Raw genomic sequence first — 23,272 nt, 5'->3', positions numbered from 1 at the left:
ACTTTTAGGGCTGTGCGCTGGGGGTTCTGGTAGCCGGGACGGGATTCGAACCCGCACCGCCCTCATTGAAAGTGAGGGGACCTGCCAATTAGTCGACCCGGCCTTGTGCAGCGCGTACGAGGATCGAACTCGTGTTTCCAAGGTGAGAGCCTGGTGTCCTGGCCACTGGACGAACGCGCCTGGAAATGAGGAAGGCCGCCGCTCCGAAACCGGAGGGCGGCCGTCGGGCGTGCGAGCCTACGGGCGTTCTCCGGAGCGGCGTTCGCGCTCTTCGTTCATGGTGGCCGCTCCCTTCTGGTCCGTTGATCTCCACGATGCCCGGTCCCGGGCAGGTCCGCAACGCATTTCTTCGGCGTCCGGCCCCGTCAGCCGGTGGTGACGGTGCGGTCGAGGGCGCTGCCCTTCACCCAGCGGCTCCACGACATCTCGTAGAAGCTCCAGCCGTTGAACGGGTCGAGGCCGCGCTTGCTGCCGGTGATGATGACCGGGTCGCCGCGGTAGGACAGGTTGTAGAAGAAGTTGGCGACGGGCGGCGGCAGGTTCACGCAGCCGTGGCTCGCGTTCGTCCGGCCGAACGCCCAGTAGCGGTCGGGGCTCGCGTGCAGGTACTCGCCCGAGTTGGAGATGCGGACCGCGTGCGGCAGCTTCAGGTCGTAGTACTCGGGGTCCTTCTTGTCCGTGACGCCCATCCAGGCCGACGTCATGCGCTCGACCAGATGCTTGCTCATGGTCAGGTGGACGCCGCTGGTGGTCAGGTACGTGTCGACGCCGTTGCGGACGCGGCCGCCCTTGCCGGCGCTGACGCCGGTCCGCTTGACGACCTTCCCGTTGACCTTGAAGGTGGCCTTCTTGGTCTTGGTGCTCACCGTGGTGATGTGCTCGTTGCCGATGCGGAAGCTGCGGGAGACGTCGCTGACGCCGTACGTCTTCTTGCCCGCCTTGACCCCGGCCAGCTTCGCGGTGAACGTGACCTTCTGGTTCGGCTTCCAGTAGCGGCCGTTCTTCGTACGGAAGATCACCTGGCTGTCGCTCACCCAGTACCAGGCGCCGACCGCGGGCTTGGTGGACTTGACCACCAGCGCCTGCTCGACGGCCTTGCGGTCGTCGACGCCGCGGTTGAACGTCACGATGATCGGCATCCCCACGCCGACCTTCTCGCCCTTGCTCGGCGTGACGTCGGCGACGGCCAGCTCGTTCGCGGGCTTGAGCGTGGAGAACTTGCTCGTCGCCGCGGTCGACTTGCCCTGCGGGTTCTTCGCGACGACGGAGACCTCGTAGTCGGAGTCCGGACGCAGCGTGCGCGACTTCCAGCTGGTCTTGTCGGGCGACAGCCGGCCTTCGACCGGCCTGCCCTTGCGGGTGACCGTGACCTGTTCGAGGGCGCCGTTGCTGACCTTGACCTGGACGCCGTCCTCGGGCTTGGCCTTGCCGCTGCCGTTACCCGGCGTGATCGTCACCTGCGGTGCGCTCGGCTCGTTCTTGCCGGCGGTCGTGGTGCCGCCACCACCGTCGTCGCCGCCCCCCGAACAGGCGGTCGCGAAGAGCAGCACGGCCCCCGCCAGCCCCGTGCCCGCGCGCACCCCTGCGGTCAGCCCTCGCTGCACCATCAACCTCCCGACCCCGCTGTTACGAGGGAGACATTAGCGACAAAAATCGACGATGATGCCACAACCACGGGTTTTGGCCGATCTCCGAGACCAAAGCGTTGCAAGATCCACCAAACCAACCGGCCGGGCACTGAGGTGCTCACACAGCGTGAAGGCCCGCCGCTGACCACGGCGGACCTTCGATGCCGGCTCAGCTGAGCGCGCTGCCCTGCTTCCAGTCGTCGAACGACTGCTGCCAGAAGCTCCAGCCGTTGTCCCACTCGACCTCTCGGTCGCTGCCGGTGAGCTTGAGCACGTCGCCGCGCTGCATGATGTCGTAGTACCACTTGGCGTTGGACGGGCTGAGGTTGAGACAGCCGTGGCTGACGTTGGCCGACCCCTGCGAACCCACCGACCACGGTGCCGAGTGCGTGTACTCGCCGCTGTTGGAGAACCGCACCGCGTAGTTGACGACGGTCTTGTAGTAGCCCGGGTCGCCCTCCTTGCGTCCCGGCGAGACCATCGTCACCGGGTTGTCCTTCTCCATCAGGAGATGCACGCCGCTCGTGGTGGTGAACTCCCGGGTCTGGCCGTTGCCCGCGCTGAACGGAAGGGTGCGCAGCTTCTTGCCGTCACGCTTGACCGTCATCTTGTGCTTGCCGATGTTCCCGGTCGCGATCTGCGCGGCGCCGATGCTGATGGTCTGGTCGATGTCCTTGGCACCGTAGACGCCCTTGCCCGCGGGCACGCCGGCGAGCCGTGCGTTGAACCGCACCTTCTGGTGCGCCGCCCAGTAATTCTTCGTCCGGTAGATCACCTGGTCGGAGCCGATCCAGCGCCACGCGCCCTCGGCCGGCTTCTCGGACGTGACCACGAGCGCCCGCTCGACGGCGGCCTTGTCGGTCACGGGACGGTTGAACCGCACCATGATCGGCATGCCGACGCCGACCTTCTCGCCCTTCAGGTTCGGGGTGACGTCGATGACCGACAGCGTCTTGGACGGCTTCAGCGTGGAGAACCTGCTCGTCGCCGTGCTGACCTTGTCGTCGTGCTTGGACTGGGCCGTCACGGTGTACGCGGCGCCCGGCGTCAGCGTGCGGTCCGATCGCCACGACTTGCGGTCGGCCGCCAGCTTCCCGGTGACGGTCACACCCTCGCCCTGAACGGTGACGTTCTCCAGCGTGGCGTTCGAGGCCTTCACCTCGATGGGGCTGTCCGGCTTCACCGACGCGCTGCCGTTCCCCGGCGTGATGGTGACCGACCCGGTCTCGTTCGAGGCCAGCTCTCCCGAGCCGTCGTCCCCGCTGCAACCGGACGCGAGCAACGCCACGCTCGCCCCACCGGCCACCACAAGCCCCAAACGACCCCGTACAGCCACAATCTCTCCTAAATCATCAGATTTCCCCGTAGAGGGGGAAAGGTATCCGAGATTAGGAGACAAGCCGAACGACCGAAAAGTTCGATCTCCCCAGAAATCACACAACCTGTAGCTTCATCATCACCCACTGCCACAACCGGCGCAGGGGTGGGATCAGGCGGTGGTGGTGTTCACGTGGGAGAGGCAGCGGCGGAAACCGAGGATCGAGACCGCCACGGCGGCCGCGCCGAGGACGGCCACCAGGCTCGTGCGCACCCAGAGGTACATGCTGATGGACTCGTTGAAGAGCATCCAGAGGCTGATGACCGCGTTGAAGAAGAACACCAGCGACCACAGCAGGGAGATGCGCAGGAAGAACTGGCGGACGCGGGCGTGCTTGAGGAACGCCTCGGGCATGGGGACCATGTCGGTCGCCAGTTTCTGCGCGAGGGGACGGCGCAGCGGGACGGAGGCGAGGAACGCCATGGCCACCAGGAGCGTGCCGAGGGTCGGCTGAAGGAAGTAGACGACGGCGCTGTGAGTGGCGGCGGCGAGGGCCGCGCGGACGGTGACGCCGACGGCGGCGAGCAGGAGCATGCCCGAGACTCCGTGGCCGCGCGCGTAACGCCAGGCGATGCCCCCGTACACCCAGACGACGGCGGCGATGAGCGCGCCGTTCAGGCCGAGGAGGGCGAACGCTGCATAGAAGACGACGACGGGAGCGATGACGCCTTCGACGAAGCGCGGCAGGGCGTGCCGGAGCATGGACGCGAGCCTCGGCAGCTCGAAGCCGTGGTGTCCGTCCGCCGCCGGAGCGGGCGGCTCGGCGATCAGCGTCGTGGGTCGTTCCATCAAGCGCGGTGCCCCCGGATCGGCCCGGCGGGCCGCTGAAGAAGTGGTCACGATCCGCCCCACGGTACGTGATGATCGACCGCTCGCCGTACGGTTCGGCACGTTCGGCGCCCCCCTCGACCGCGGTCCGCGTCCCGGACCGGCTCGGGTGTTAGTTCGGATGCGCGGCGGGTGAAGTGCGGGTCGCGGCCGGATCCGGCCAAAATCGAACCTTCATTGCATCCCGGACGGTAGTGCGCGCGTTCGGGCGACTTCCCGGCGACCCGGCCCTTCCGAGCGCTATCGTCACCGCAAGGGCACACTCGAATACTCCTGGTACGCCCGGTCATCTCTCCGCGCACCCGAGCCGTTTCGCGCGCCATGGACGTAGAGAGGGACAAATACCACCCGTCCGGGCCTCTTGACCGTATTGGACGATTCGTTAATAGTTCTGGCACACGTTCCCGATGAGGAGGCGCGGATGGGCGAGGCACTCGAACCCGGCGACGGCAACTCCGAGCAACTGCGCGGCATGCTCCAGGCGGTCGGCACACCCGACGAGTTGCGGCAGCTCCTCGAGACGCCCGGCGTGGACGACGCGGTGATCGCGCAGTTCGCCCAGGCGGTCGGCGTCGACAACCTCCTGGACCGGGTGTTCGGCCTGATGGGCACGCGGTTCGTGCCCGAGCGGGCGGGCAAGGACGGCGGCGCCGCCCGCTGGAACATCGACACGCCCGACGGCGTCCGGACGTACCACCTGGTGATCGCCGGCGGCAGGGCCGACGGCGGGCGCGGCGCCCCGGACAAGACCAAGGTCACCCTCGGGATGTCCCTGCAGAACCTCCTCCGTCTGTGCGCCGGCCGTCTCAACGGCGTCACGGGCGTGATGACCGGCAAGATCAAGATCTCCGGCGACATGATGTTCGGCGCCAAGATGCAGGGCTGGTTCGACTACAGCTGACGGCTCACGCCGCGGCCCCGTCGCCGGCCACCGACGGCGGCCGAACGTCCCGCCCGCCGAACGAAGACGGCGGCTGAACGTCCTGGGCGGCGGACGACGACGATGGCTAGCCGTCCGCGACGTCCTGCCCATCAGACCGCGACGGCGGCTCGGCCTCCGGAACGTCCTGGCCGTCGGACACCGGCGGCGGCTGGACGTCCTGGGCCGCGGCGTAGATCGCGCGGAGGGTCACCGCCACGGACGGGCGGCGGACGCTGGCCGAACGGGTGACGGCGTACACCTCGCGGGCCAGCGAACGATCGGGCAGGCTCCGCACCGCCACGCCCTGGTCCCCCGCGGCCAGCGCCAGCGCGGGAATGGCCGTGATGCCGAGCCCCCTCGCCACCAGGCTCAGGATGGTGTGCAGGCCCTCGAACTCCCATGGCACCGGACGCGCCCCGCCCACCGCGTCCAGCAGACGGTCGACCGCCTGGCGCGAGGGTTCGCCGGGCGGCGCCGCCATCCACGGCTCCTCCCGCAACGCCTGCAGGTCGATCGGCCGCTCGGGATCCGACAGCGGATGCCCCGCGGGCAGCGCCAGCACCAGCGGATCGCGCCGCAGATGGAAGAACTCCAGCGTCGCGGGCGCCTGGCCCGCGATCTTGCCGGTCCAGTCGTCGACCAGGGCGATGTCGACCTCGCCGCTCTGGACCTGCCGGATGCCGTCCCCCGGGCGCGTCTGCCGCAGCACGAACGTGAGGCTCGGATGGTCGGCCAGGCTGCGCGCCAGCGCGGGCGCGAACGCCACCGCCGCGGTCGGGAACGACGTGACGACCACCCGGCCCATCGGGGTGTCCGCGTGGGCGGAGAGCTCCGCCTCCGCCGTCTCCACCAGGGTGAGGATCTGGTCGGCGCGTTCGGCGAGCCGGCGTCCGGCATCGGTCAGCTCGGCGCTCCGCGCGGTCCGGTCCAGCAGGGCGACCCGTGCCTCGCGTTCGAGCGCGGCCAGTTGCTGTGAGACCGCGGACGGCGTGTATCCCAAGGCCGCCGCGGTCGCCGCGATGCTTCCCCGCCGGGCGAACTCGGAGAGCAATCGAAGCCTGCGCACCTCAAGCATAAGTTCACCTTACGGTCAGCATCGACGAGACTCGCTTGTGATGATGCTAGATCAGGGAAAGCATTAACTAGCCCGGCCGGGTCACTTACGGGGATTCCTGCGTCACGCACCGTTACTCTCATGCCTTGGAGCACCCATGCTTGCCCAGAACACGCCCAGACCGTCCCGGCCGCTCCACCCTCCCCTACGCGACCTGCCGGTCTCCCCCACTTTGGCCGCCGACGAGACCCTCGCCCGAAGACGCCGAGAGGGTCTGCCCGTCCTCCCCCTCGGTTTCGGCGAGGCCGGGATCCCCATCCACCCGGCCCTGGCACGCGAGCTGGCATCGGCCGCGGGCCGCGGGGCGTACGGCCCGGTCGCGGGCTCGGCGCCGCTCCGCGCGGCCGCCGCGGGCTACTGGAGCCGCCGCGGCCTGCCGACCGATCCGGGCCTGGTGGTCTGCGGCCCGGGCAGCAAGGCGCTGCTCTTCGGCCTCCTGCTGTCCCTGACCGACGGGGACGTGGCCATCTCGGCACCGAGCTGGGTGTCGTACGCGGCGCAGGCGACGCTCACCGGCGCGAGGCCGGTCCACATCGCCACGCCTCTCGGCGAGGGCGGTGTGCCGAGCCCCGCCCTGCTCGCCGACGCGATCGTCCGCGCCCGCTCCGAGGGCCGCTCGATCCGCGCCGTCGTCGTCACGTTGCCGGACAACCCCACCGGGACCCTCGCCTCCGAGGCCACGGTCCGCAAACTCTGCGCCGTCGCCCGCGAGCACGACCTCTTGATCATCTCCGATGAGATCTACCGCGACCTGGTGCACGATCCGGCCCGCAAGGTGCCCAGCCCGGCCGCCTACGCCCCGGAACGCACCGTCGTCACCACGGCGCTCAGCAAGCACCTCGCCGCCGGCGGCTGGCGCCTCGGCGTGGCCCGCCTGCCCGACGGCCCGTTCGGCCACGCCCTGCGCGCCAGCCTCCTCGGCGTGGCGAGCGAGATGTGGTCCAGCGCCCCGGCCCCGATCCAGCACGCCGCCGCGTACGCCTTCTCCGAGCCGCCCGAGCTCGTCACCCACGTCGACCGCAGCCGCCGCCTCCACGCCGCCATGGCCCGGGCCGTGGCCGCCCGCTTCACCGACGCCGGCGCCCGCGTCCGCCCGCCCGAGGCAGGCTTCTACGTCTACCCCGACCTCAACCCCCACCGCGAGGTCCTCCGCGAGGCCCACGGCATCCGCACCGCCTCCGACCTCTGCGGCCACCTTTTGGAACGTTACGGAATGTGCGTCCTGCCCGGCAGCGCCTTCGGCGAGCCCGCCGACGCCCTCCGCGTCCGCGTCGCCCCGACCCGCCTCTACGGCGACACCGACGACCAGCGCCTGACCGCCCTCGCCGCCCTCGACCCGACGGCCCTCCCCTGGGTCGCCGACTCCCTCGACCGCCTCTCCGGAATCCTCACCGACCTCACCGGAGTGACCGGCCCCGGCCTCCGCCGCACCAAAGCCTCCGCCGCCTGAAAACGCGGAAACGCCGCGGTCCGGCGCATCGATCTCCCGATCGATGTCGCCGGACCGCGGCGCTTTCCCCGATTTCCCCGATGGGCGGAGGACGAGAGAATCGAACTCCCGCAGGTATCACCCTGATCTCCGTTTTCGAAACGGGTGCCTTGCCGCTCGGCCAGTCCTCCGTGCGTACGCCGCCGGGGACTCGAACCCCGATAACGCAGATTAAGAGTCTGCTGCATTTCCAGTCATGCTCGCGACGCTCGTCGAGCCGTAGCGGAGAGTCGAACTCCGTTTGCCAGGGTGGAAACCTGGTGCCTCACCGCCAAGGCTTCTACGGCGGGTACTGCGTGGACCAGCGGGGAGTCGAACCCCGATCACCTCTGTGCAAGAGAGACGTGTTCCCGTTACACCACAAGCCCATTGATCCCAGCAGGGGTGGTAGGAGTCGCACCCACATTTCACCGGAGTTGGAGTCCGGTCGCCTATCTGCTGGCTCACCCCTTCGTGCTTTCGTTTTCTTCGATGCACTCAATGATGGGGTGGTTCATGATCCACGGCAATTGGTTTTCTCAGAGGTCGGGGTCGGTGTCCTTGGCGGTGGCGACGGGGCGCAGCGGGCGGCGGAGGGGCACCAGCATCATGGAGAAGTCCGCGGCGGCGATGATGCGCTCTTCGTTGTCGGTCACGCGGCATTCGACGATGACCAGCTGCCGGCCGGACTTGAGCACCTCCGCGCGGGCGTACACCGTGTCGCCGTGGGGCCGGCCGAGGTAGCGGACGTGCAGGTCGGCGGTGACCAGGCTGTTCTTGCCGGGCTCGAACCCGCTGCCGCGTGCGGCCGCGGTGCCCGCCGCGACGTCGATGAGGGTGGCGATGGCACCGCCGTGCAGGTTGCCGGTGCTGTTGAACGCCGCCTCGCGGACGGGCATCGAGAGGAGCGCGTGGCCGTCGCCGATCTCGACGATCTCCAGCCCCAGCAGCTCGTGCAGCGGCGTGGACTCCCGCAGGGTGGTCCGGATGAAGTCCTGCTCGGCCGCGGGCAGGTCGGCGACGCGGATGGTGCTCATGGGTTCACTCCTCAGTCACGAACCCGCTCATCCTAGTTACGCCCCTGACCGGGGCGATCAGGGGTGGTGTATGGTGCGTCGTCGCACGGGCGAACGTCACAAACCATCGAGTGCCGGTCAAGGCGCGGTATGGCGTACTCCCCCGTGGTAAACCCAAAGCAGCGTCACAGTTGTGTCTAAAGAAGGCGAGGGGGCCCGCCATGAGGCATGCACGGGATGGGGCTGCCGCGGCGATGAACGCCGCTTCACGGGTTCTCGTCGCCCGGGGGAAGAACGAACCGCAGGAGTTGGAGAACCCCGATGTCGCGTGGGGCCAGCGAGCTCGTGACGGGGTCTGGGTGCCGACCAAGGACGGGCAGCGCATCCACATCGGGATCGACGTGCCGGCCGCCGACACGGTCGCGCAGGTGCTCCGGCCCAGCCTCCGGGTGTTCGTGGGCATCGAGGTCGACACCGACATCGTGGCGCAGACGACGTCGAGCGGGATCCGGCTGCTGACGGTGATCCACGGGCCGGACGCGCCGAGCGAGTTCCGCTTCCCGGTGTCGCTGGCGGACGGGCTGGCGCTGGAGGCGATGCCCTCGGGCGGGTACGACGTCGTCCATCTGCGTTACGGCGCCACCGTGGGACGCCTCTACAACCCGTGGGCCTGCGACTCGATGTACCGGCCGGTGAAGGCCGACTACTCGCTTGAGGGCTCGACCGTGACGATGCGGATCCAGCACGCGGGGTCGTTCTACCCGGTGGTCGTCGACCCGATCTACTCGCGCTGAGCGTCACTTCGCGGCCTTGGTGACGACGGGGTCCTCGAAGTCGAGCTCGCGGCCGATCTCGCGGAGCGTGTCGGCGCCGATCTTGCCCTTGCGGTAGAGGGTGTTCAGCTTGGCCCGCTGGGCCTTGACCAGTTCGCCCTTGATCCGCGCGCGGCTGGGCGGCGGTGCCCGGCGCGCGCCGTCCTCCTCGTCCAGCTTGTGCTGGAGGCGTTCGATCCGCAGCTCCAGCATCTGCCGGTAGGCGTCGGCGGTGGTCTCGTCGACCTCGTCGTCGTCGGCGAGCTCCTCCAGCCGGGTGAGGGCGGCCTGGAGGCCCGCCTTGCGGGCCGCCATCTTCTCCAGCAGCCGCCGGTCGGACTCGATCAGGCCGAGCCTGCGCAGGAGGAACGGGAGCAGCGGGGCCTGCCCGATGAGGGTGACCACGACGACGAGGGCGGTCAGCAGGATCAGCGTGCCGCGGTCGCCGCCGACCGCCAGGGGCAGCGAGAGGGCGAGGGCGAGGGAGATCGCCCCGCGCATCCCGGCCAGGCCGATGACGGCGCGCTGGCGCCGGCCCAGGCCCCGCTGGGTGCGGCGGCCGCCGGGCAGGAGGTTGGCCAGCGGCCCGTTGAACAGCTCCCAGAGCAGCCGGACGAGGACGACGACGGCCGACACGGCGAGCGCGACCACCATGATCTCCGTCCACGAGTGGCCGCCCTGGTCCTTGAGCACCTCGCGGATCTCCAGGCCGAGCAGGACGAAGAGCGTCGACTCCAGCAGGAAGATCAGGATCCGCCAGAACATGCTCCCGGCCAGGCGGGACGCGGGCTGCAGGATGCCCTCGCCGTGGGTGCCGAGGTAGAACCCGGCCGTCACGGTGGCGAGGACGCCGGACACGCCGAGGGTCTCGGCCGGGATGTAGGCCAGGTACGGGGTGACCAGGAGCCCGATGATCTGGCTGCTCGGGTCCTGGATCCGGCGCCTGACCCTGCGGATCACGTAGCCGACGAGCAGCCCGTACGCGACGCCGCCGATGACGACCTGGGCGAGCCGCGCCGCCCCGTGCCCGAGCGTGAAGGGGGTGCTGAGGGATTCCACGGCGAGGCCGAAGATGGTGAGGGCCACGCCGTCGTTGATGAGGCTCTCGCCTTCGAGGATCGTCACCAGCCGGGGCGGCGCGCCGAGCCGCTGGAGCACCGAGGTGGCGGCGACGGCGTCGGTCGGGGCCACCGCCGCCCCGAAGGCCAGGGCCGCGGCCCAGCCCACGCCGGGCAGCAGTGCGTACGCGGTCCCGGCGACGGCCACCGTGGTGACGGTGGTCAGGCCGAACGCGAGGGTGCAGATCGGCAGGGCGTCGGCCCGCGCCTCCCTCGGCGCGGTGAAGAAGGCGGCATGGTAGACGAGGGGCGGCAGGAACCCCATCAGCACCACCTCGGGGGACACCGCCACCGTGGGCAGGCCGGGCACGAACCCGGCCCCGATCCCCAGCACCACCAGCAAGATCGCGTCGGGTACCCCGAGCCGCGCGGACAGGGCCCTGGCCAGCAGCACCACCACCGCGACGACCAGAAAGACAACGAAGATCCGTTCCTCCTCCACGGCGGGATCCTGCCCCGCCCGCCGCGGCCCGACCCTCCGGCGGCACGTGAGATCGTCAACTCTTTCCACCCCGCGCTCCCGGCGGGCGGCGCCCACCGGGCCGCCCGGCGTCGTGATCATGCGGTCGGACCGGTACGGCGGGATACGGACAGCTGAATGTCGCCCACATGGCGGCCACCGTGGAGCCGGGTTGCGTGGACGATCTAGATCTGCGTCATATGGTGGAGAACGGGCCGAGCCTCGAGCCGCTCCCCTCGGCGAGGCCCCCCTGTCCCGCGACCGTCCCGGTCCCCTGAGACTGGAGTCATAGTGATCTTCACTCACGACGCCGAGCACGCGCTCGCCACCGTCGTCGACCTGATCAACACCGCGCCCGAAGCGGCCGGCGAGGAGCGGCTCGGCGATCTCGACGGCCTGCGCGCGTTCGTGGACCGCAACGCCTTCAGCGACATCCGCGAGCTCACCGGCCGGGATCTGTCCCAGGTGCGCAGCCTGCGGACGCGCTTCCACGCGGTCTTCGGCGCCACCGAGGTGCCCGCGGCGGTGACGCTGATCAACGACATCGTCGGCGGCGTCCGGACGACCCCGCACCTGACCGATCACGACGGGCACGACTGGCACGTGCACTTCTTCGCCCCCGGCGCCCCGATGGGCGAGCACCTGGCGGCCGACTGCGGCATGGCCCTGGCCTACGTGGTCGCGGCGGGGGAGCTCGACCGGCTGCGGACGTGCGAGGCGCCCGACTGCGCCCGGGTACTGGTCGACCTCTCCCGCAACCGGTGCCGTCGTTACTGCGACAGCCGCACGTGCGGCAACCGGATGCACGTCGCCGCCTACCGGGCCCGCCAGCGCGAGGCCTCCTCCCCCTGACCGCCCCCGGGCACCGCCTCCCCCGACCGCCGGCGCCTCCAGCCGCCGCCCCTGACCGCCGCCGCCCCGAGTCGCGCTGCCTCCCCTGACCTGGGGCTCCGGGCAGGCCCCGGCCGGGTCTCCAGCGAACCTCTCTCGCTCGCGGCCGCAACCGGCACCCACGGAACTTGAAGCAAATTCGGTTTAAACGGTGCCCTCGCTCGTCAGCATCCCCATGAGGTCGCTAACCTCGTCTTTCACACCCTTTGCGGGTTTCCACCTCGCAGGGGGCTGCGGCGTCCGACGTCCTCAGCCGTCCGACCTCACCAGCCATGGAGGATCCGCTGACCAGGCGAGCACTCATCACCGGCATCACCGGGCAGGACGGCTCGTACCTCGCCGAGCATCTGCTCCAGCAGGGGTATGAGGTCTGGGGCCTGGTACGGGGTCAGGCCAATCCGCACGTGTCGCGGCTGCGCAAGCACATCGGCGACGTCCAGATCACCACCGGCGACCTGCTCGACCAGGGCAGCCTCATCTCGGCGGTCGAACGGGTCCGCCCGGACGAGGTCTACAACCTGGGCGCGATCTCCTACGTCCCGATGTCCTGGCAGCAGGCGGAGCTCACGGCCGAGGTCACCGGCATGGGCGTGCTGCGCACGCTGGAGGCGATCCGCGTGGTCTCGGGCATCAGCCCGTCCCGCACGCCGGGCGACGAGCAGATCCGCTTCTACCAGGCGTCGTCCTCGGAGATGTTCGGCATGGTCCGGGAGACGCCGCAGAACGAGAAGACCCCGTTCCATCCCCGCAGCCCGTACGGCGTCGCCAAGACCTACGGGCACTACATCACCCAGAACTACCGCGAGTCGTACGGGATGTTCGCGGTGAGCGGGATCCTGTTCAACCACGAGTCGCCGCGCCGGGGCGCGGAGTTCGTGACGCGCAAGGTCACGCTGGGCGCCGCCCGCATCAAGCTGGGCCTGGCGTCGGAGCTGCGGCTCGGCAACATGGAGGCCCGGCGCGACTGGGGTTTCGCCGGCGACTACGCCCGCGCGATGCGGATGATGCTGGCGCAGGACGCCCCCGAGGACTACGTCATCGGGACGGGCAAGACGCAGTCGGTGCGCGACCTGGTGGAGTTCGCGTTCACCAGCGTCGGCCTCAACTGGGAAGACCACGTCGTCCTCGACGAGCGTTACACCCGCCCCGCCGAGGTCGACCTGCTCTGCGCCGATCCCAAGAAGGCGCGCATGCACCTCGGCTGGGAGCCGCAGGTCACCTTCGAGGAGCTCGTCTCGATGATGGTCGAGTCCGACCTCCGGCTGCTGTCGGAGTCGGCCCGCCCCGAGGACGAGCCGTTCAGCCCAGATCACTGGTGAGCCGCAGGCGTGCGACCATGCACGTATGGCTATTTGCGAGCATGTGCAGACCGTGCCGGACGTCGATCCGGCCCCGGTGACGCCTCAGGGCTGTGAGGAGTGCCTCGCGGAGGGGCACCGGTGGGTTCACCTGCGGCTCTGTCTCGCCTGCGGGCATGTCGGGTGCTGTGACTCGTCGCCGGGACGGCACGCCACGGCGCACTTCAACAAGGAGGCGCACCCGATCGTCCGCTCGTTCGAGCCGGGCGAGGACTGGCGCTGGTGCTTCGTGGACGAGCAGATCGTCTGATGCCCGACGTCCGGCTGGCGAGCGCGCCGGGACGCTGGATCCTGCTGGCCACGGTGCTGGGATCCAGCGTGGCGATGCTGGACGCCACGATCGTCAACGTGGCGCTGCCGCGGCTGGCCCGGGAGCTCGACGCGAGCATGGCCGGGCTGCAGTGGACGGTGAACGCCTACACCCTGACGCTGGCCGGGTTCATCCTGCTCGGCGGCTCGCTGGGCGACCGTTACGGGCGCCGGAAGGTGTTCGTGATCGGCGTGGTGTGGTTCGCGCTGGCCTCGCTGCTGTGCGGCGCGGCGCAGGACATCACCATGCTGGTGGCCGCGCGGGCGCTGCAGGGCGTCGGCGGCGCGCTGCTCACGCCGGGCGCGCTGGCGATCATCCAGGCGTCGTTCAGCTCCGACGACCGGCCGCGGGCGGTCGGCGCGTGGTCCGGCTTCGGCGGTGTCGCGGGCGCGGTCGGGCCGTTCCTGGGCGGCTGGCTGGTGGAGGCCGCGGGCTGGCGCTGGGTGTTCCTGCTCAACCTGCCGTTCGCCGCGGTCGTGGTGCTCGTGACGGTGCGGCACGTGCCGGAGAGCGTCGATCCCGACGCGCACGGCGGCTTCGACATCCTGGGCGCGGTGCTGGCCGCGCTGGCCCTGGCCGGGACGACGTACGCGCTGACCGAGGCCCCCGAGGGGAACGCGGGGGCCGCCGTCATCGGCGGTGCCGCCGCGCTGGGGCTGGGCGCCGCGGCGGCGTTCGTGTTCGTCGAACGGGCGCGCGGGCGCGGCCGGTACCTGCTCGGACGACGCGCGGACCGGCCGGTGCCCCAGCCCATGCTGCCGTTGACGATCTTCGCCTCGCGCCAGTTCACCGCGGTCAACCTCGTCACGTTCGTGGTGTACGGCGGGATGGGCGTGATGTTCTTCCTCTTCGTCCTCAATCTGCAGGTGGTCTCGGGCTTCAGCCCGATGGCCGCCGGCACGGCCCTGCTGCCGATCACGGCGCTGATGCTGCTGCTGTCGTCGCGCGCGGGCGGCCTGGCCCAGCGCGTCGGGCCGCGCCTGCCGATGACGGCCGGGCTCATCGTCGCCGCGGCCGGCATGCTGATGGCCTCGCGCGTGGGCAAGGACGCGTCGTACCTGCGCGACGTCCTGCCCGCCGTGGTGGTGTTCGGCCTCGGGCTGGCGGGGATGGTCGCGCCGCTGACCGCGACCGTCCTCGCGAGCGCGGACGTCCGGCACGCGGGGGTGGCGAGCGGGACCAACAACGCGGTGGCGCGGGCGGCCGGGCTGCTGTCGGTCGCCGCGATCCCGCCGCTGGCCGGGCTGACGGGGGACGCCTACAACGACGCGGCCGCGTTCTCCGACGGTTTCCGCAACGCGATGATGGTGTCCGCCACCCTCATGGCGGCCGGAGCCGTGCTGACCTTCTTCACCGTGCGCGACGACACGCTCAAGGCCGCGCCCGCCGCGGCCGAGCCGCAGTGCAAGCACCACTGCTGCGTGGGGGCCCCGATGCTGGAGCCCGAACGCGAGGACACACTCCCCCAAGCCACCGCGAGCTGACCGTCCCCGCCGGCGATCCCGGGGCCGCGCAAATCTCGGGTCCGATTCCGGCTATGTCCAGGACCGGATCGGTTCGTTGTCATACGGTCGGGGAATGAATCTGCGGCAGCTGCGCTATGTCGTGGCGACCGCCGACCACGGCACGATGACGTCGGCGGCTCAGGCGCTCTACGTCGCCCAGCCCGCGTTGTCCCGCGCCGTCCGCGAGCTCGAACGCGAGCTCGGCGTTGAGCTGTTCGCCCGTTCCGGGCGGGGCGTGGTGCTCACCGCGGTCGGCGAACAGGTGGTCCGGCAGGCGCGCGTCGCCCTGGACGCCATCGACGCGATCGAGGGGCTCTCGGTGTCACGCGCCAACGGGCGCGGATCCGAGCTGCGCATCGCCTCCACGTCGTCGCTGGAGCCGGAGCTGACCGGGCGGCTGATCCCCCGGTTCGCCCGCGACCAGCCGGCGGTCCGGGTCCGGGTCATCCGCTGCGAGGGCCGCGAGCAGGTCGCCGGGGCCATCCGGTCCGGCCGGGCCGACCTGGCCCTCACCGACCTGCCCGTCCCCGGCGACCTGGCGGCCCACCCGTTCGAGCAGCGCGAGGTGGTGCTGATCTCCCCGCCCGCGCTGAAGGTCCGCGACCCGGTGCCGCTCAGCGCGCTGGACGGCATGCGGCTGGTGCTGCCGAGCCGCGGCAGCGCGCGCCGCGCCGAGCTCGACTCGATGCTGGAACGTATCGGCGCCACGCCGGTGGCGGCTGTGGAGTCCGACGAACGCGGCGCCTGGCTCGGGTGCGTGCGGTCTGGCAAGGGCTCGCTGCTCTGGTACCGCAATCAGATCGACGACACCGAGGGCCTGGTGGTGCGCTCGTTCATGCCGCCGCTCACCAGGCTGATCGGCCTCGTGCACGCGCACCGGCAGCTCTCCCCGGTGGCGCGCGACTTCCTCGCCTTCGCCAAGGAGGCCTCGCGCGGCTGACCGGGAGCACGTCCCGAAGCCGGCGCCCGTGGGCTTCGACCAGGGCCTCGCCTCCTCCGCCGGCGCCGCGCGTGTCATGATCTGGGCGTGGAGGCGACTCATGCACTATGGCTGCTGGCCGTGCCGGTGGCGGCGGTCGCCGTCGCGGGGCTGTCCCGGCGGCTGGGATTCTCGGCGCCGCTCGTCCTGGTGATCACGGGCCTGCTCGTCTCGTTCGTGCCCGGCGTGCCCGGCTTCGAGCTCGACCCCGAGTTCGTGCTGTACGTGTTCCTGCCGCCGCTGCTGTTCTCGGCGGCCTGGAAGAGCTCGTACTACAACCTGCGCGAGAACGTCCGGCCCATCGGCCTGCTGTCGGTGGGCCTGGTCCTGTTCACCACGTTCGTCGTGGGCTACGCGGCGTACTGGCTCGTGCCGGGGCTGCCGCTGGCCGCGGCGTTCGTGCTCGGCGCGATCGTCGCGCCGCCGGACGCGGTCGCGGCGGTGAGCGTCGCGCAGCGGCTGGGGCTGCCCCGCCGCACGGTGACGATCCTCGTGGGCGAGAGCCTGTTCAACGACGCGACCGCGCTCACCGCGTTCCGGGTGGCGGTGGCCGCGGCGGCGGGCGCGGGCTTCACGCTGGTGGACGGTGTCGGCCGGTTCCTGTTCGCGGCGGTGGCCGGCGCCGCGATCGGGCTGGTGCTCGGGCCGCCGCTGCACTGGCTGCGGACGCGCCTGAACGACCCGCTGGTGGAGAACGGGGTGTCGGTGCTGACGCCGTTCGCCGCCTATCTGATCGCCGAGGCGCTGCACGCCTCCGGTGTGATCGCGGTCGTCGTCAGCGGCCTGTACCTCGGCTACCGCTTCACCGAGTCGGCCGCCGTGACGCGGATCATCGGCCACTCGTTCTGGAAGATCGTCATCTTCATCCTGGAGTCGGTGGTCTTCCTGATCATCGGGCTCCAGCTGCCCGCGGTGCTGGACGGCGTGTCCGGGTACGGCTGGGCGAGCCTCGCGTGGTGGGCGTTCGCGATCTTCGCCGTGACCGTCCTCGCCCGGTTCGTGTGGGTGTTCCCCGCGGGCTATCTGCCCCGCATGCTCTCGGCGCGGGTCCGCGAAAGGGAGTCGTGGAACGGATGGCAGGGCCCGGTCGTGGTGTCCTGGGCGGGCATGCGCGGCGTGGTCTCGCTGGCGGCCGCGTTCGCGATCCCCCTCCTCACCTCGTCCCACGAGCCCTTCCCGGGGCGTGACCTGATCCTCTTCCTGACGTTCACGACCGTTCTGGCGACGCTGCTCGTCCAGGGCATGACGTTCCCCATGCTGATCCGGCTGCTGGGCATCGCGAGCACGCGCGAGGAGTACACCGACAGGGTCGCCGAGGCCGGCGCCCAGCACGCCGCGGCGAAGGCGGCACTGGACCGGCTGGAGGAGCTCGTCGCCACCGAGGCCGCCCCCATCGACGAGACGGTCGCGGAACGGCTGCGGCAGCTCGCCGAGTACCGGCAGCTCCGCGCCTGGGAACGGCTCGGCGGCGGCACGGGGCCCGAGGGCGAGGAGGTGCCGACGATCACCTACCGGCGGCTCCGCCGCGAGATGCTGGCCGCCGAACGGCAGGTGTTCATCCAGATGCGCGACGAGCGCCGCATCGACGACGAGGTGCTCGACCGCGTACTGCACGACCTCGACCTCGAAGAGGCGGCCCTCCACCGCGACTGACCCGCCCGCCCGCGCACACACGAGCCGCCCGCACAAACTGCCCACGCACAAGCATTCCGCGCACGCGTGCAGAGCTCGTCACGCGGTGCGGCCGGGCCGGCGGTCGCCGAGGGCGACCGCGTTCAGCGTGCGAACGCGGGCGCCCTCGGCCTCACGAACCGTTGAGCGGCTTGTCGGGAAGCTCCACGGCGTAGGACTCCTTGACCACGTCGAGGTGGTGCCAGGACTCCCGGACGGTCGCGCCGGGCACGGCGCGGATCGCGTCCATGACGGCGACGAGCTCACCGCGCGAGGCGGCCTCGGCCTGGCCGACGATGTCGTAGCGGCCGAAGCCCGTCGCCAGGTAGCGCACGCCGTCCTTCTCGGCCACCGCCTCGGCGACCCGGCGGAGCCCGCCCGTCACCGTGAGCCCGAAGCCGCCCAGCTCGGCCGCGCCCAGCGCCAGGGGATCGGCCAGGCCGGTCACCTGGATCACTCCCGAGCGCATCAGCCGGACCACCCGGGCCCGCGTCGCGGCCTGGGAGAGCCCGATGATGTGGGCGAGCCGGGTGTAGGGCGCACGGCCGTCGCGCTGCAGCTCCTGGAGCAGCCGCCAGTCGATGTCGTCGAGCGTGATGTCGCCGAGCTCGCGCACCACGGCGTGCGAGTCGCGCACGGTGGAGACCGAGCGGAACACCTCCGCCGAGCGGACGCCGGGCACCGCGCGGATGTGGTCGACCTCGGCGGCCAGCGCCGCGTCGTCCCGCGTGCGCACCTGCGCCACCAGGTCGTACGGCCCGGCGGTCAGCGCGGTGAAGCTGACGGCGGGCCGTTCGGCTATGGCCGCCGCCACCTCCCGGGCGGATCCGTCGACGGTGACCGAGACGTGCCCGATCGCCTCCGCCCCCACGACGGCGGCGTGCACGATGCCGACAACGCGGACGACCTCGGTCTCGAGAAGGTTCTGCACGCGTGCCCGCACTGCCGTGCGGGAAAGCCCGACGCGGTCGGCGAGCGCCTGGAAGGTCGCCCTGCCATCCCGCTGGAGCTCGCGGACGAGCACGGCGTCGACCGCATCCAGCACGGCTCTCCTCCTCGACATGCAATGAATCGTTTCGCCAGCAACTGCAAGATCATTCCATTTCAGGACGGTATGACGTCAAATATTGATCTTGCTCGTGTTCGTCACGTCCGGTCACCGTCGAAGCGTCGGTGATCGGCCTCTCCAGCGACGAAAGTGACGCCGCTAAACCGGTGCGGCAACGCATCGACGCCCGGCTCCCTCCGCGAGGCCGGGCGCACCCGGGGCCGCACGCGCGCCGCCCCGCGTCACGATGATCACGCGGGGAACGGGCGGGACGGCCGCGATGGGCACGGGATCGGGCACGGCACACCGGGGCCCAGAGCGTGAAGTGCATGCGCCTCTCCCGGTGTTCTGCTGTGTGACGCCTCTACGGGGGGACGGCCGTCCGTGTGAGGCACATGTAAAAAAAGTGCATCCACGCCGCACCATCGTCAAGAGGTAACTTTACAGAGAGCGAAACCTCACGTTGCACCTCATTCCACAGAGTCCACCGAATCCCACTCGTCACGGGCGTCCGGTGAATGGCGGAGAAGCAGGTCAGAGGGTGGGCACGCGATGGTCAGACAGGAGTCACCCGTGAGTACGATCCGTTCAGGGAGAGGGTCAAGCCCGACTTGTCCTGTTTCCGGGCGCCGGGCGGCCGGCGGGGCGGGCGCTTGGTCCGAGCACGGCCGGGTATGGCTCACAATGTACGGTGGCCCAGCCACTTTCATCCGCGATTGGTGTGTAGAAGAGCCGTGCGCCTGTTGAACGGTGAGCATTCCGCTCACGACCTCACCTACAACGACGTCTTCATGGTCCCCCGCCGCTCGCCGGTCGGGTCCCGGCTCGAGGTCGACCTCGCCACGGTGGACGGCAGCGGCACGACGATCCCGCTCGTCGTCGCCAACATGACCGCGGTCTCCGGCCGCCGCATGGCCGAGACGATCGCCCGGCGCGGCGGCCTCGCCGTCATCCCGCAGGACATCCCGGTCGAGGTCGTGTCCGACGTGATCGGCTGGGTGAAGGACCGGCACCTGGTCTACGACACCCCCATCACCCTCACGCCGGGCGCCACCGCGGGCGAGGCGCTCGCGCTGCTGCCCAAGCGCGCCCACAACGCCGTGATCGTGGTCGAGGACGACCGGCCCGTCGGCGTGGTGACCGACGCCGACTGCCACGGCGTCGACCGGTTCGCCCAGCTTCGCGACATCATGTCCCGCGACCTGGTCACGCTCCCGGACACCGTCGACCCGCAGGAGGCGTTCAACCGGCTCCACGAGCGCGGCCACCGCCTCGCGCCCGTCGTCGACGGCACGGGCCGCCTGACCGGCGTCCTGACCCGCACCGGCGCCCTGCGCGCCACCCTCTACAAGCCCGCCGTCGACGGCGCCGGGCGGCTGCGCGTCGCCGCCGCCGTGGGCGTGAACGGCGACGTGGCCCGCAAGACCAAGGCCCTGCTGGAGGCCGGCGCCGACCTCATCGTGGTCGACACGGCGCACGGCCACCAGGAGAAGATGATCGGCGCGCTGGCGGCCGTCCGCGGCCTCGACCCGCAGGTCCCGATCGTGGCCGGCAACGTCGTGACCGCCGAGGGCACCCGCGACCTCATCGAGGCCGGCGCCGACATCGTCAAGGTCGGCGTGGGCCCGGGCGCCATGTGCACGACGCGGATGATGACCGGCGTGGGCCGGCCGCAGTTCTCCGCCGTCCTGGAGTGCGCCGCCGAGGCACGCCGGCTCGGCAAGCAGATCTGGGCCGACGGCGGCGTGCGGCACCCGCGCGACGTGGCGCTGGCACTGGCCGCCGGGGCGGCCAACGTGATGGTGGGCTCCTGGTTCGCCGGGACGTACGAGTCGCCGGGCGACCTGCAGCGGGCCGCCGACGGGCGCCTCTACAAGGAGAGCTTCGGCATGGCCTCGGCGCGGGCCGTGCGGCTGCGCACCGCCGACGACTCCCCGTTCGACCGTGCCCGCAAGGCGCTGTTCGAGGAGGGGATCTCGACCTCGCGGATGTTCCTCGACCCGCAGCGTCCCGGCGTCGAGGACCTGATCGACTCGATCGTCGCCGGGCTGCGCAGCTCGTGCACCTACGCGGGCGCCCGTTCGCTGGAGGAGTTCCACGACCGCGCCACGGTCGGCATCCAGAGCTCCTCGGGCTACGCCGAGGGCATGCCGCTCTCCAGCAGCTGGTGACGCCCGGTAACAGCCGAATCCGGCCACCAGCGGTGTCCGTAACACCCCACGGCGTTTACAGCGGGCCCTCGGGGACCGGCAGGCCCGGTTACCCCGTCCGCACCGTCCGCACCGTGCGAAACCGATGCGGAGCTCCGAATCCGCCTCCCCAACCGGCGCCGAATTGCATATTCTAGTCAAAAGTCGCGCATAACAGCAGCACAGCGAGCATTAGGTCGACTACCACGTAAACCCGGTCCGGTTTTACGCGTCCATAATGTAGGACGGAGCCTAATTTCACCGCTGGTGGGGGATCGGAGCGTACATGGCGAGTCGATTGGCCGGCAGGCGTGCCCAGCGGGACGATGACGCCCCCGCCGAGGCCGGCGACCCCGTCGCCGCCCGCGGGCTGCCGCGCGCCCTGGGGCTCACGCTGGCCTCCGCACTCGTCTGGGGGGTGGCCCACCTATGGGCCGGCCGCCGTGTGGCGGGCACGATCCTGCTCAGCGTCTTCGCCCTGCTGGCCATCGCCGGCGCGGTGACGGCGATCGTCTTCCAGCCCGACCTGGTCCGGCTGGCGGTACAGCCCACCTGGCTCAACACGTTCACCATCGGCATCCTGGCGCTCGGCCTGGTCTGGGTGACCATCGTGATCCGCTCGTACCAGGTGGTCCGGCCCGACGGGCTGTCGATCGGCGCGCGGACGACGGCCACCATGACGGTCACGGTGCTCTGCTTCGCCGTCGCCGTGCCCGTGACGTGGGCCGCGCACAGCACCTACGTCTACAAGGACGCGCTGACGAGCATCTTCCGCACCGGCGACAGCAACGGCCGCCCCGTCAACACCGACGACCCATGGAACGGGCAGTCCCGCGTCAACGTGCTGCTCCTGGGCGGCGACGCGGCCGCCAACCGCGTGGGCGTGCGCACCGACAGCATGACCCTCGCGAGCGTCGACACCAAGACCGGCGACACCGTCCTGCTCGGCCTCCCCCGCAACCTGGAGAGCTTCCAGCTCCCGCCGGGCCCCGCCCGCGACCGCTTCCCCTACGGCTTCACCGGCGACGGCCCCGGCACCCCCGGCCTGCTCAACGAGGTGTACCAGTACGCCGAGGAGCACCCCGACATCGTGCCCGGCGTGACCAAGAACCACCGCGGTCCCGAGCTGCTCAAGGCGACGATCAGCGGGATCCTCCACCAGCGCGTCGACTACTACGTGCTGGTCGACATGCGCGGCTTCGCCGACATCGTCGACGCCGTCGGCGGCATCAAGTTCCGCATCCCCGAGGACATCGTCTACAGCCGAGAGAACCGCGTCCTGAAGGCCGGCTACCGCACCCTGTCGGGCGCGGAGGCCCTCTGGTACGGCCGCTCGCGCACCAACAGCGACGACTACACCCGGATGGGCCGCCAGAAGTGCCTGATGCGGGCGATCGCCCAGCAGGCCGACCCGCAGACCGTCCTGCTGAAGTTCGACAAGCTGGCCGCCGCCACCAAGCGGGCGATCTCCACGGACATCCCGCAGGAGCTCCTGCCCGCCTTCATCTCGCTGTCCGGCAAGGTGAAGGGCGGGGCGAAGATCGACAGCCTGCAGTTCGTCCCGCCGCTCATCAGCACCGGCAACCCGGACTTCGCCCTCATCCGCAAGCTGGCGGCCAAGGCCGTCGAAGGCGGCCAGGCCGGCCCGAGCGCCACCCCCTCGGCCACGGCGACCGACTCACCGGACACGCCCTCGGGCAAGTCCGGCCAGGCCTCCCCGCGCACCACCAAGGCCCCCCAGTCCAAGCCGGTCTCCCTAGAAGCAACCTGCCCCTCCTAGACGCCCCAGGCACGCCCGCAGCGCACACAGCACAGCTGGCCTAGACGCGGCCTGCCCAGACGCGGCCTGCCCAGACGCGGCCTGCCCAGACGCGGCCTGCCCAGACATGGGTGGCTTAGGCGTGGGTGGCTTAGGCGTGGGTGGCTTAGGCGTGGGTGGCTAGGCGTGGGGTGGCCCGCCTAGACGTGGGTGGCCTGGGGCCTAGGCGTGGGTGGCCTGGATCGGACAGGGGCGGCGCTGGCCGCGCGGGAGGGAATCCCGTGCGAGGCGGGAAGAAATCCCGTGTGAGAAGGAATCCGGTGTGAGACCGGCACACCGCGTCCGCCAGGTCGTCAACATCGTGAACCTGTCGACGCCGCTCGGGCTGCTCCTCATCGCGGCCGGAACGCGGCGGCCGGGCGTGCGGCGCGGGCCGGACGGCCTGCTGGTCGCGGGCGGCTACCGGCTGCCGCTGCCCGACGCGGCCGCCTTCACGTGCGGGAACGTGATCCTCGTCCGGAGCGAGGCGGCCGAGCTCCTCGACCGTCCCCGGCTGCTCCGGCACGAGGGACGGCACGCCACCCAGTACGCGTTCTGCCTCGGCCCGTTCATGATCGTCGCCTATCTGGCCTGCGCGGGCGTGTCCATGGCGGTGTGCGGCGACCACTCCTCCTACAACCCGTTCGAACGGCTGGCCGGGCTGGCCGACGGCGGCTACGAACGGCGGCCGTCGCGCACGTTCCGGCGGCGCGCCTGACCCAGTGGTCAGATCAGCGTCACCGCCGCGCGGCAAACCTGAGCCGGTTTTCCCGCATCCC

19 protein-coding genes and 7 tRNA genes are annotated in these 23,272 nt (G+C 70.8%); 12 read left to right on the top strand and 14 right to left on the bottom strand.

Annotation, left to right across the window (positions count from 1 at the left end; translation table 11 throughout):
- Positions 1–27 precede the first annotated feature (27 nt).
- The 5 genes from ACGFNU_RS35065 to ACGFNU_RS35045 form a co-directional block, all read right to left on the bottom strand.
- Positions 28–103, bottom strand: a tRNA-Glu gene (locus ACGFNU_RS35065).
- A gap of 5 nt (positions 104–108) precedes the next feature.
- Positions 109–180, bottom strand: a tRNA-Glu gene (locus tag ACGFNU_RS35060).
- Between the two features lie 185 nt (positions 181–365).
- Entirely contained in the window at positions 366–1,607 is a 1,242-nt protein-coding gene (locus ACGFNU_RS35055; protein ID WP_392600775.1) for an Ig-like domain-containing protein, read from the bottom strand.
- A 190-nt stretch (positions 1,608–1,797) separates the two neighbouring features.
- The gene (locus tag ACGFNU_RS35050) at positions 1,798–2,916 is read right to left on the bottom strand and encodes an Ig-like domain-containing protein (protein ID WP_392600773.1); all 1,119 of its coding nucleotides are present in this window, start codon (positions 2,914–2,916) and stop codon (positions 1,798–1,800) included.
- Between the two features lie 201 nt (positions 2,917–3,117).
- Entirely contained in the window at positions 3,118–3,846 is a 729-nt protein-coding gene (locus ACGFNU_RS35045) for a VC0807 family protein (protein ID WP_392600771.1), read from the bottom strand.
- A gap of 409 nt (positions 3,847–4,255) precedes the next feature.
- Here ACGFNU_RS35045 and ACGFNU_RS35040 point away from each other — a divergent pair, with 409 nt between their 5' ends.
- The gene (locus ACGFNU_RS35040; protein ID WP_392600769.1) at positions 4,256–4,735 is read left to right on the top strand and encodes an SCP2 sterol-binding domain-containing protein; all 480 of its coding nucleotides are present in this window, start codon (positions 4,256–4,258) and stop codon (positions 4,733–4,735) included.
- A gap of 106 nt (positions 4,736–4,841) precedes the next feature.
- On the opposite strand, the gene ACGFNU_RS35035 is transcribed toward ACGFNU_RS35040, so the two are convergent.
- On the bottom strand, positions 4,842–5,831 hold the full coding sequence (locus ACGFNU_RS35035) for a LysR family transcriptional regulator (RefSeq protein ID WP_392600768.1): 990 nt from the start codon (positions 5,829–5,831) through the stop codon (positions 4,842–4,844).
- A gap of 136 nt (positions 5,832–5,967) precedes the next feature.
- Here ACGFNU_RS35035 and ACGFNU_RS35030 point away from each other — a divergent pair, with 136 nt between their 5' ends.
- A complete protein-coding gene (locus tag ACGFNU_RS35030) occupies positions 5,968–7,320 on the top strand; it encodes a pyridoxal phosphate-dependent aminotransferase (protein ID WP_392600766.1) in 1,353 nt (450 codons plus the stop codon).
- 85 nt (positions 7,321–7,405) lie between these two features.
- Here ACGFNU_RS35030 and ACGFNU_RS35025 read toward each other — a convergent pair.
- The 6 genes from ACGFNU_RS35025 to ACGFNU_RS35000 all read right to left on the bottom strand — a co-directional run bounded on the left by ACGFNU_RS35025 (position 7,406) and on the right by ACGFNU_RS35000 (position 8,375).
- A tRNA-Ser gene (locus ACGFNU_RS35025) sits at positions 7,406–7,490 on the bottom strand.
- 5 nt (positions 7,491–7,495) lie between these two features.
- A tRNA-Lys gene (locus ACGFNU_RS35020) sits at positions 7,496–7,568 on the bottom strand.
- A 6-nt stretch (positions 7,569–7,574) separates the two neighbouring features.
- A tRNA-Gly gene (locus tag ACGFNU_RS35015) sits at positions 7,575–7,646 on the bottom strand.
- 10 nt (positions 7,647–7,656) lie between these two features.
- Positions 7,657–7,727 (bottom strand) — tRNA-Ala (locus tag ACGFNU_RS35010).
- A gap of 11 nt (positions 7,728–7,738) precedes the next feature.
- Positions 7,739–7,810 (bottom strand) — tRNA-Trp (locus tag ACGFNU_RS35005).
- Between the two features lie 67 nt (positions 7,811–7,877).
- Positions 7,878–8,375, bottom strand: coding sequence for a PaaI family thioesterase (locus ACGFNU_RS35000; RefSeq protein WP_392600764.1), 498 nt, complete (start codon positions 8,373–8,375; stop codon positions 7,878–7,880).
- A gap of 233 nt (positions 8,376–8,608) precedes the next feature.
- On the opposite strand from ACGFNU_RS35000, the gene ACGFNU_RS34995 reads away from it, so the two are divergent.
- The gene (locus ACGFNU_RS34995) at positions 8,609–9,148 is read left to right on the top strand and encodes a hypothetical protein (RefSeq protein ID WP_392600762.1); all 540 of its coding nucleotides are present in this window, start codon (positions 8,609–8,611) and stop codon (positions 9,146–9,148) included.
- 3 nt (positions 9,149–9,151) lie between these two features.
- Here ACGFNU_RS34995 and ACGFNU_RS34990 read toward each other — a convergent pair whose 3' ends face one another.
- Positions 9,152–10,726: a Na+/H+ antiporter gene (locus ACGFNU_RS34990; protein WP_392600760.1), complete on the bottom strand. Its 1,575-nt coding sequence runs from the start codon at positions 10,724–10,726 to the stop codon at positions 9,152–9,154.
- Positions 10,727–11,035: 309 nt separating this feature from the next.
- Here ACGFNU_RS34990 and ACGFNU_RS34985 point away from each other — a divergent pair, with 309 nt between their 5' ends.
- From ACGFNU_RS34985 to ACGFNU_RS34960, 6 genes are all read left to right on the top strand, one after another.
- On the top strand, positions 11,036–11,596 hold the full coding sequence (locus ACGFNU_RS34985; protein WP_392600758.1) for a CGNR zinc finger domain-containing protein: 561 nt from the start codon (positions 11,036–11,038) through the stop codon (positions 11,594–11,596).
- Between the two features lie 323 nt (positions 11,597–11,919).
- A complete protein-coding gene (locus ACGFNU_RS34980; protein ID WP_392601201.1) occupies positions 11,920–12,954 on the top strand; it encodes a GDP-mannose 4,6-dehydratase in 1,035 nt (344 codons plus the stop codon).
- A 25-nt stretch (positions 12,955–12,979) separates the two neighbouring features.
- Complete coding sequence (locus ACGFNU_RS34975; RefSeq protein WP_392600756.1) at positions 12,980–13,243, top strand: UBP-type zinc finger domain-containing protein; 264 nt, start codon at positions 12,980–12,982, stop codon at positions 13,241–13,243.
- On the top strand, positions 13,243–14,787 hold the full coding sequence (locus tag ACGFNU_RS34970) for an MFS transporter (protein ID WP_392600754.1): 1,545 nt from the start codon (positions 13,243–13,245) through the stop codon (positions 14,785–14,787). Before ACGFNU_RS34975 ends, ACGFNU_RS34970 begins: the two co-directional genes overlap by 1 nt.
- Before the next feature lie 94 nt (positions 14,788–14,881).
- Complete coding sequence (locus ACGFNU_RS34965; protein ID WP_392600752.1) at positions 14,882–15,748, top strand: LysR family transcriptional regulator; 867 nt, start codon at positions 14,882–14,884, stop codon at positions 15,746–15,748.
- 87 nt (positions 15,749–15,835) lie between these two features.
- Positions 15,836–17,440, top strand: a complete 1,605-nt coding sequence (locus tag ACGFNU_RS34960; RefSeq protein WP_392600750.1) for a Na+/H+ antiporter — start codon at positions 15,836–15,838, stop codon at positions 17,438–17,440.
- Positions 17,441–17,591: 151 nt separating this feature from the next.
- Here ACGFNU_RS34960 and ACGFNU_RS34955 read toward each other — a convergent pair whose 3' ends face one another.
- A complete protein-coding gene (locus ACGFNU_RS34955) occupies positions 17,592–18,503 on the bottom strand; it encodes an Lrp/AsnC family transcriptional regulator (protein ID WP_392600748.1) in 912 nt (303 codons plus the stop codon).
- Positions 18,504–19,240: 737 nt separating this feature from the next.
- Here ACGFNU_RS34955 and ACGFNU_RS34950 point away from each other — a divergent pair.
- From ACGFNU_RS34950 to ACGFNU_RS34940, 3 genes are all read left to right on the top strand, one after another.
- Complete coding sequence (locus ACGFNU_RS34950; RefSeq protein WP_392600746.1) at positions 19,241–20,677, top strand: GuaB1 family IMP dehydrogenase-related protein; 1,437 nt, start codon at positions 19,241–19,243, stop codon at positions 20,675–20,677.
- 304 nt (positions 20,678–20,981) lie between these two features.
- Positions 20,982–22,475, top strand: a complete 1,494-nt coding sequence (locus ACGFNU_RS34945; protein WP_392600744.1) for an LCP family protein — start codon at positions 20,982–20,984, stop codon at positions 22,473–22,475.
- Positions 22,476–22,776: 301 nt separating this feature from the next.
- A complete protein-coding gene (locus tag ACGFNU_RS34940) occupies positions 22,777–23,211 on the top strand; it encodes a hypothetical protein (RefSeq protein WP_392600743.1) in 435 nt (144 codons plus the stop codon).
- Positions 23,212–23,272 lie beyond the last annotated feature (61 nt).

This window comes from Spirillospora sp. NPDC048911, assembly GCF_043198015.1.
Classification (GTDB): Bacteria; Actinomycetota; Actinomycetes; order Streptosporangiales; family Streptosporangiaceae; genus Spirillospora.
Note: the sequence above shows the minus strand (reverse complement) of the source record. Positions and strands in the feature narration are given on the sequence as shown.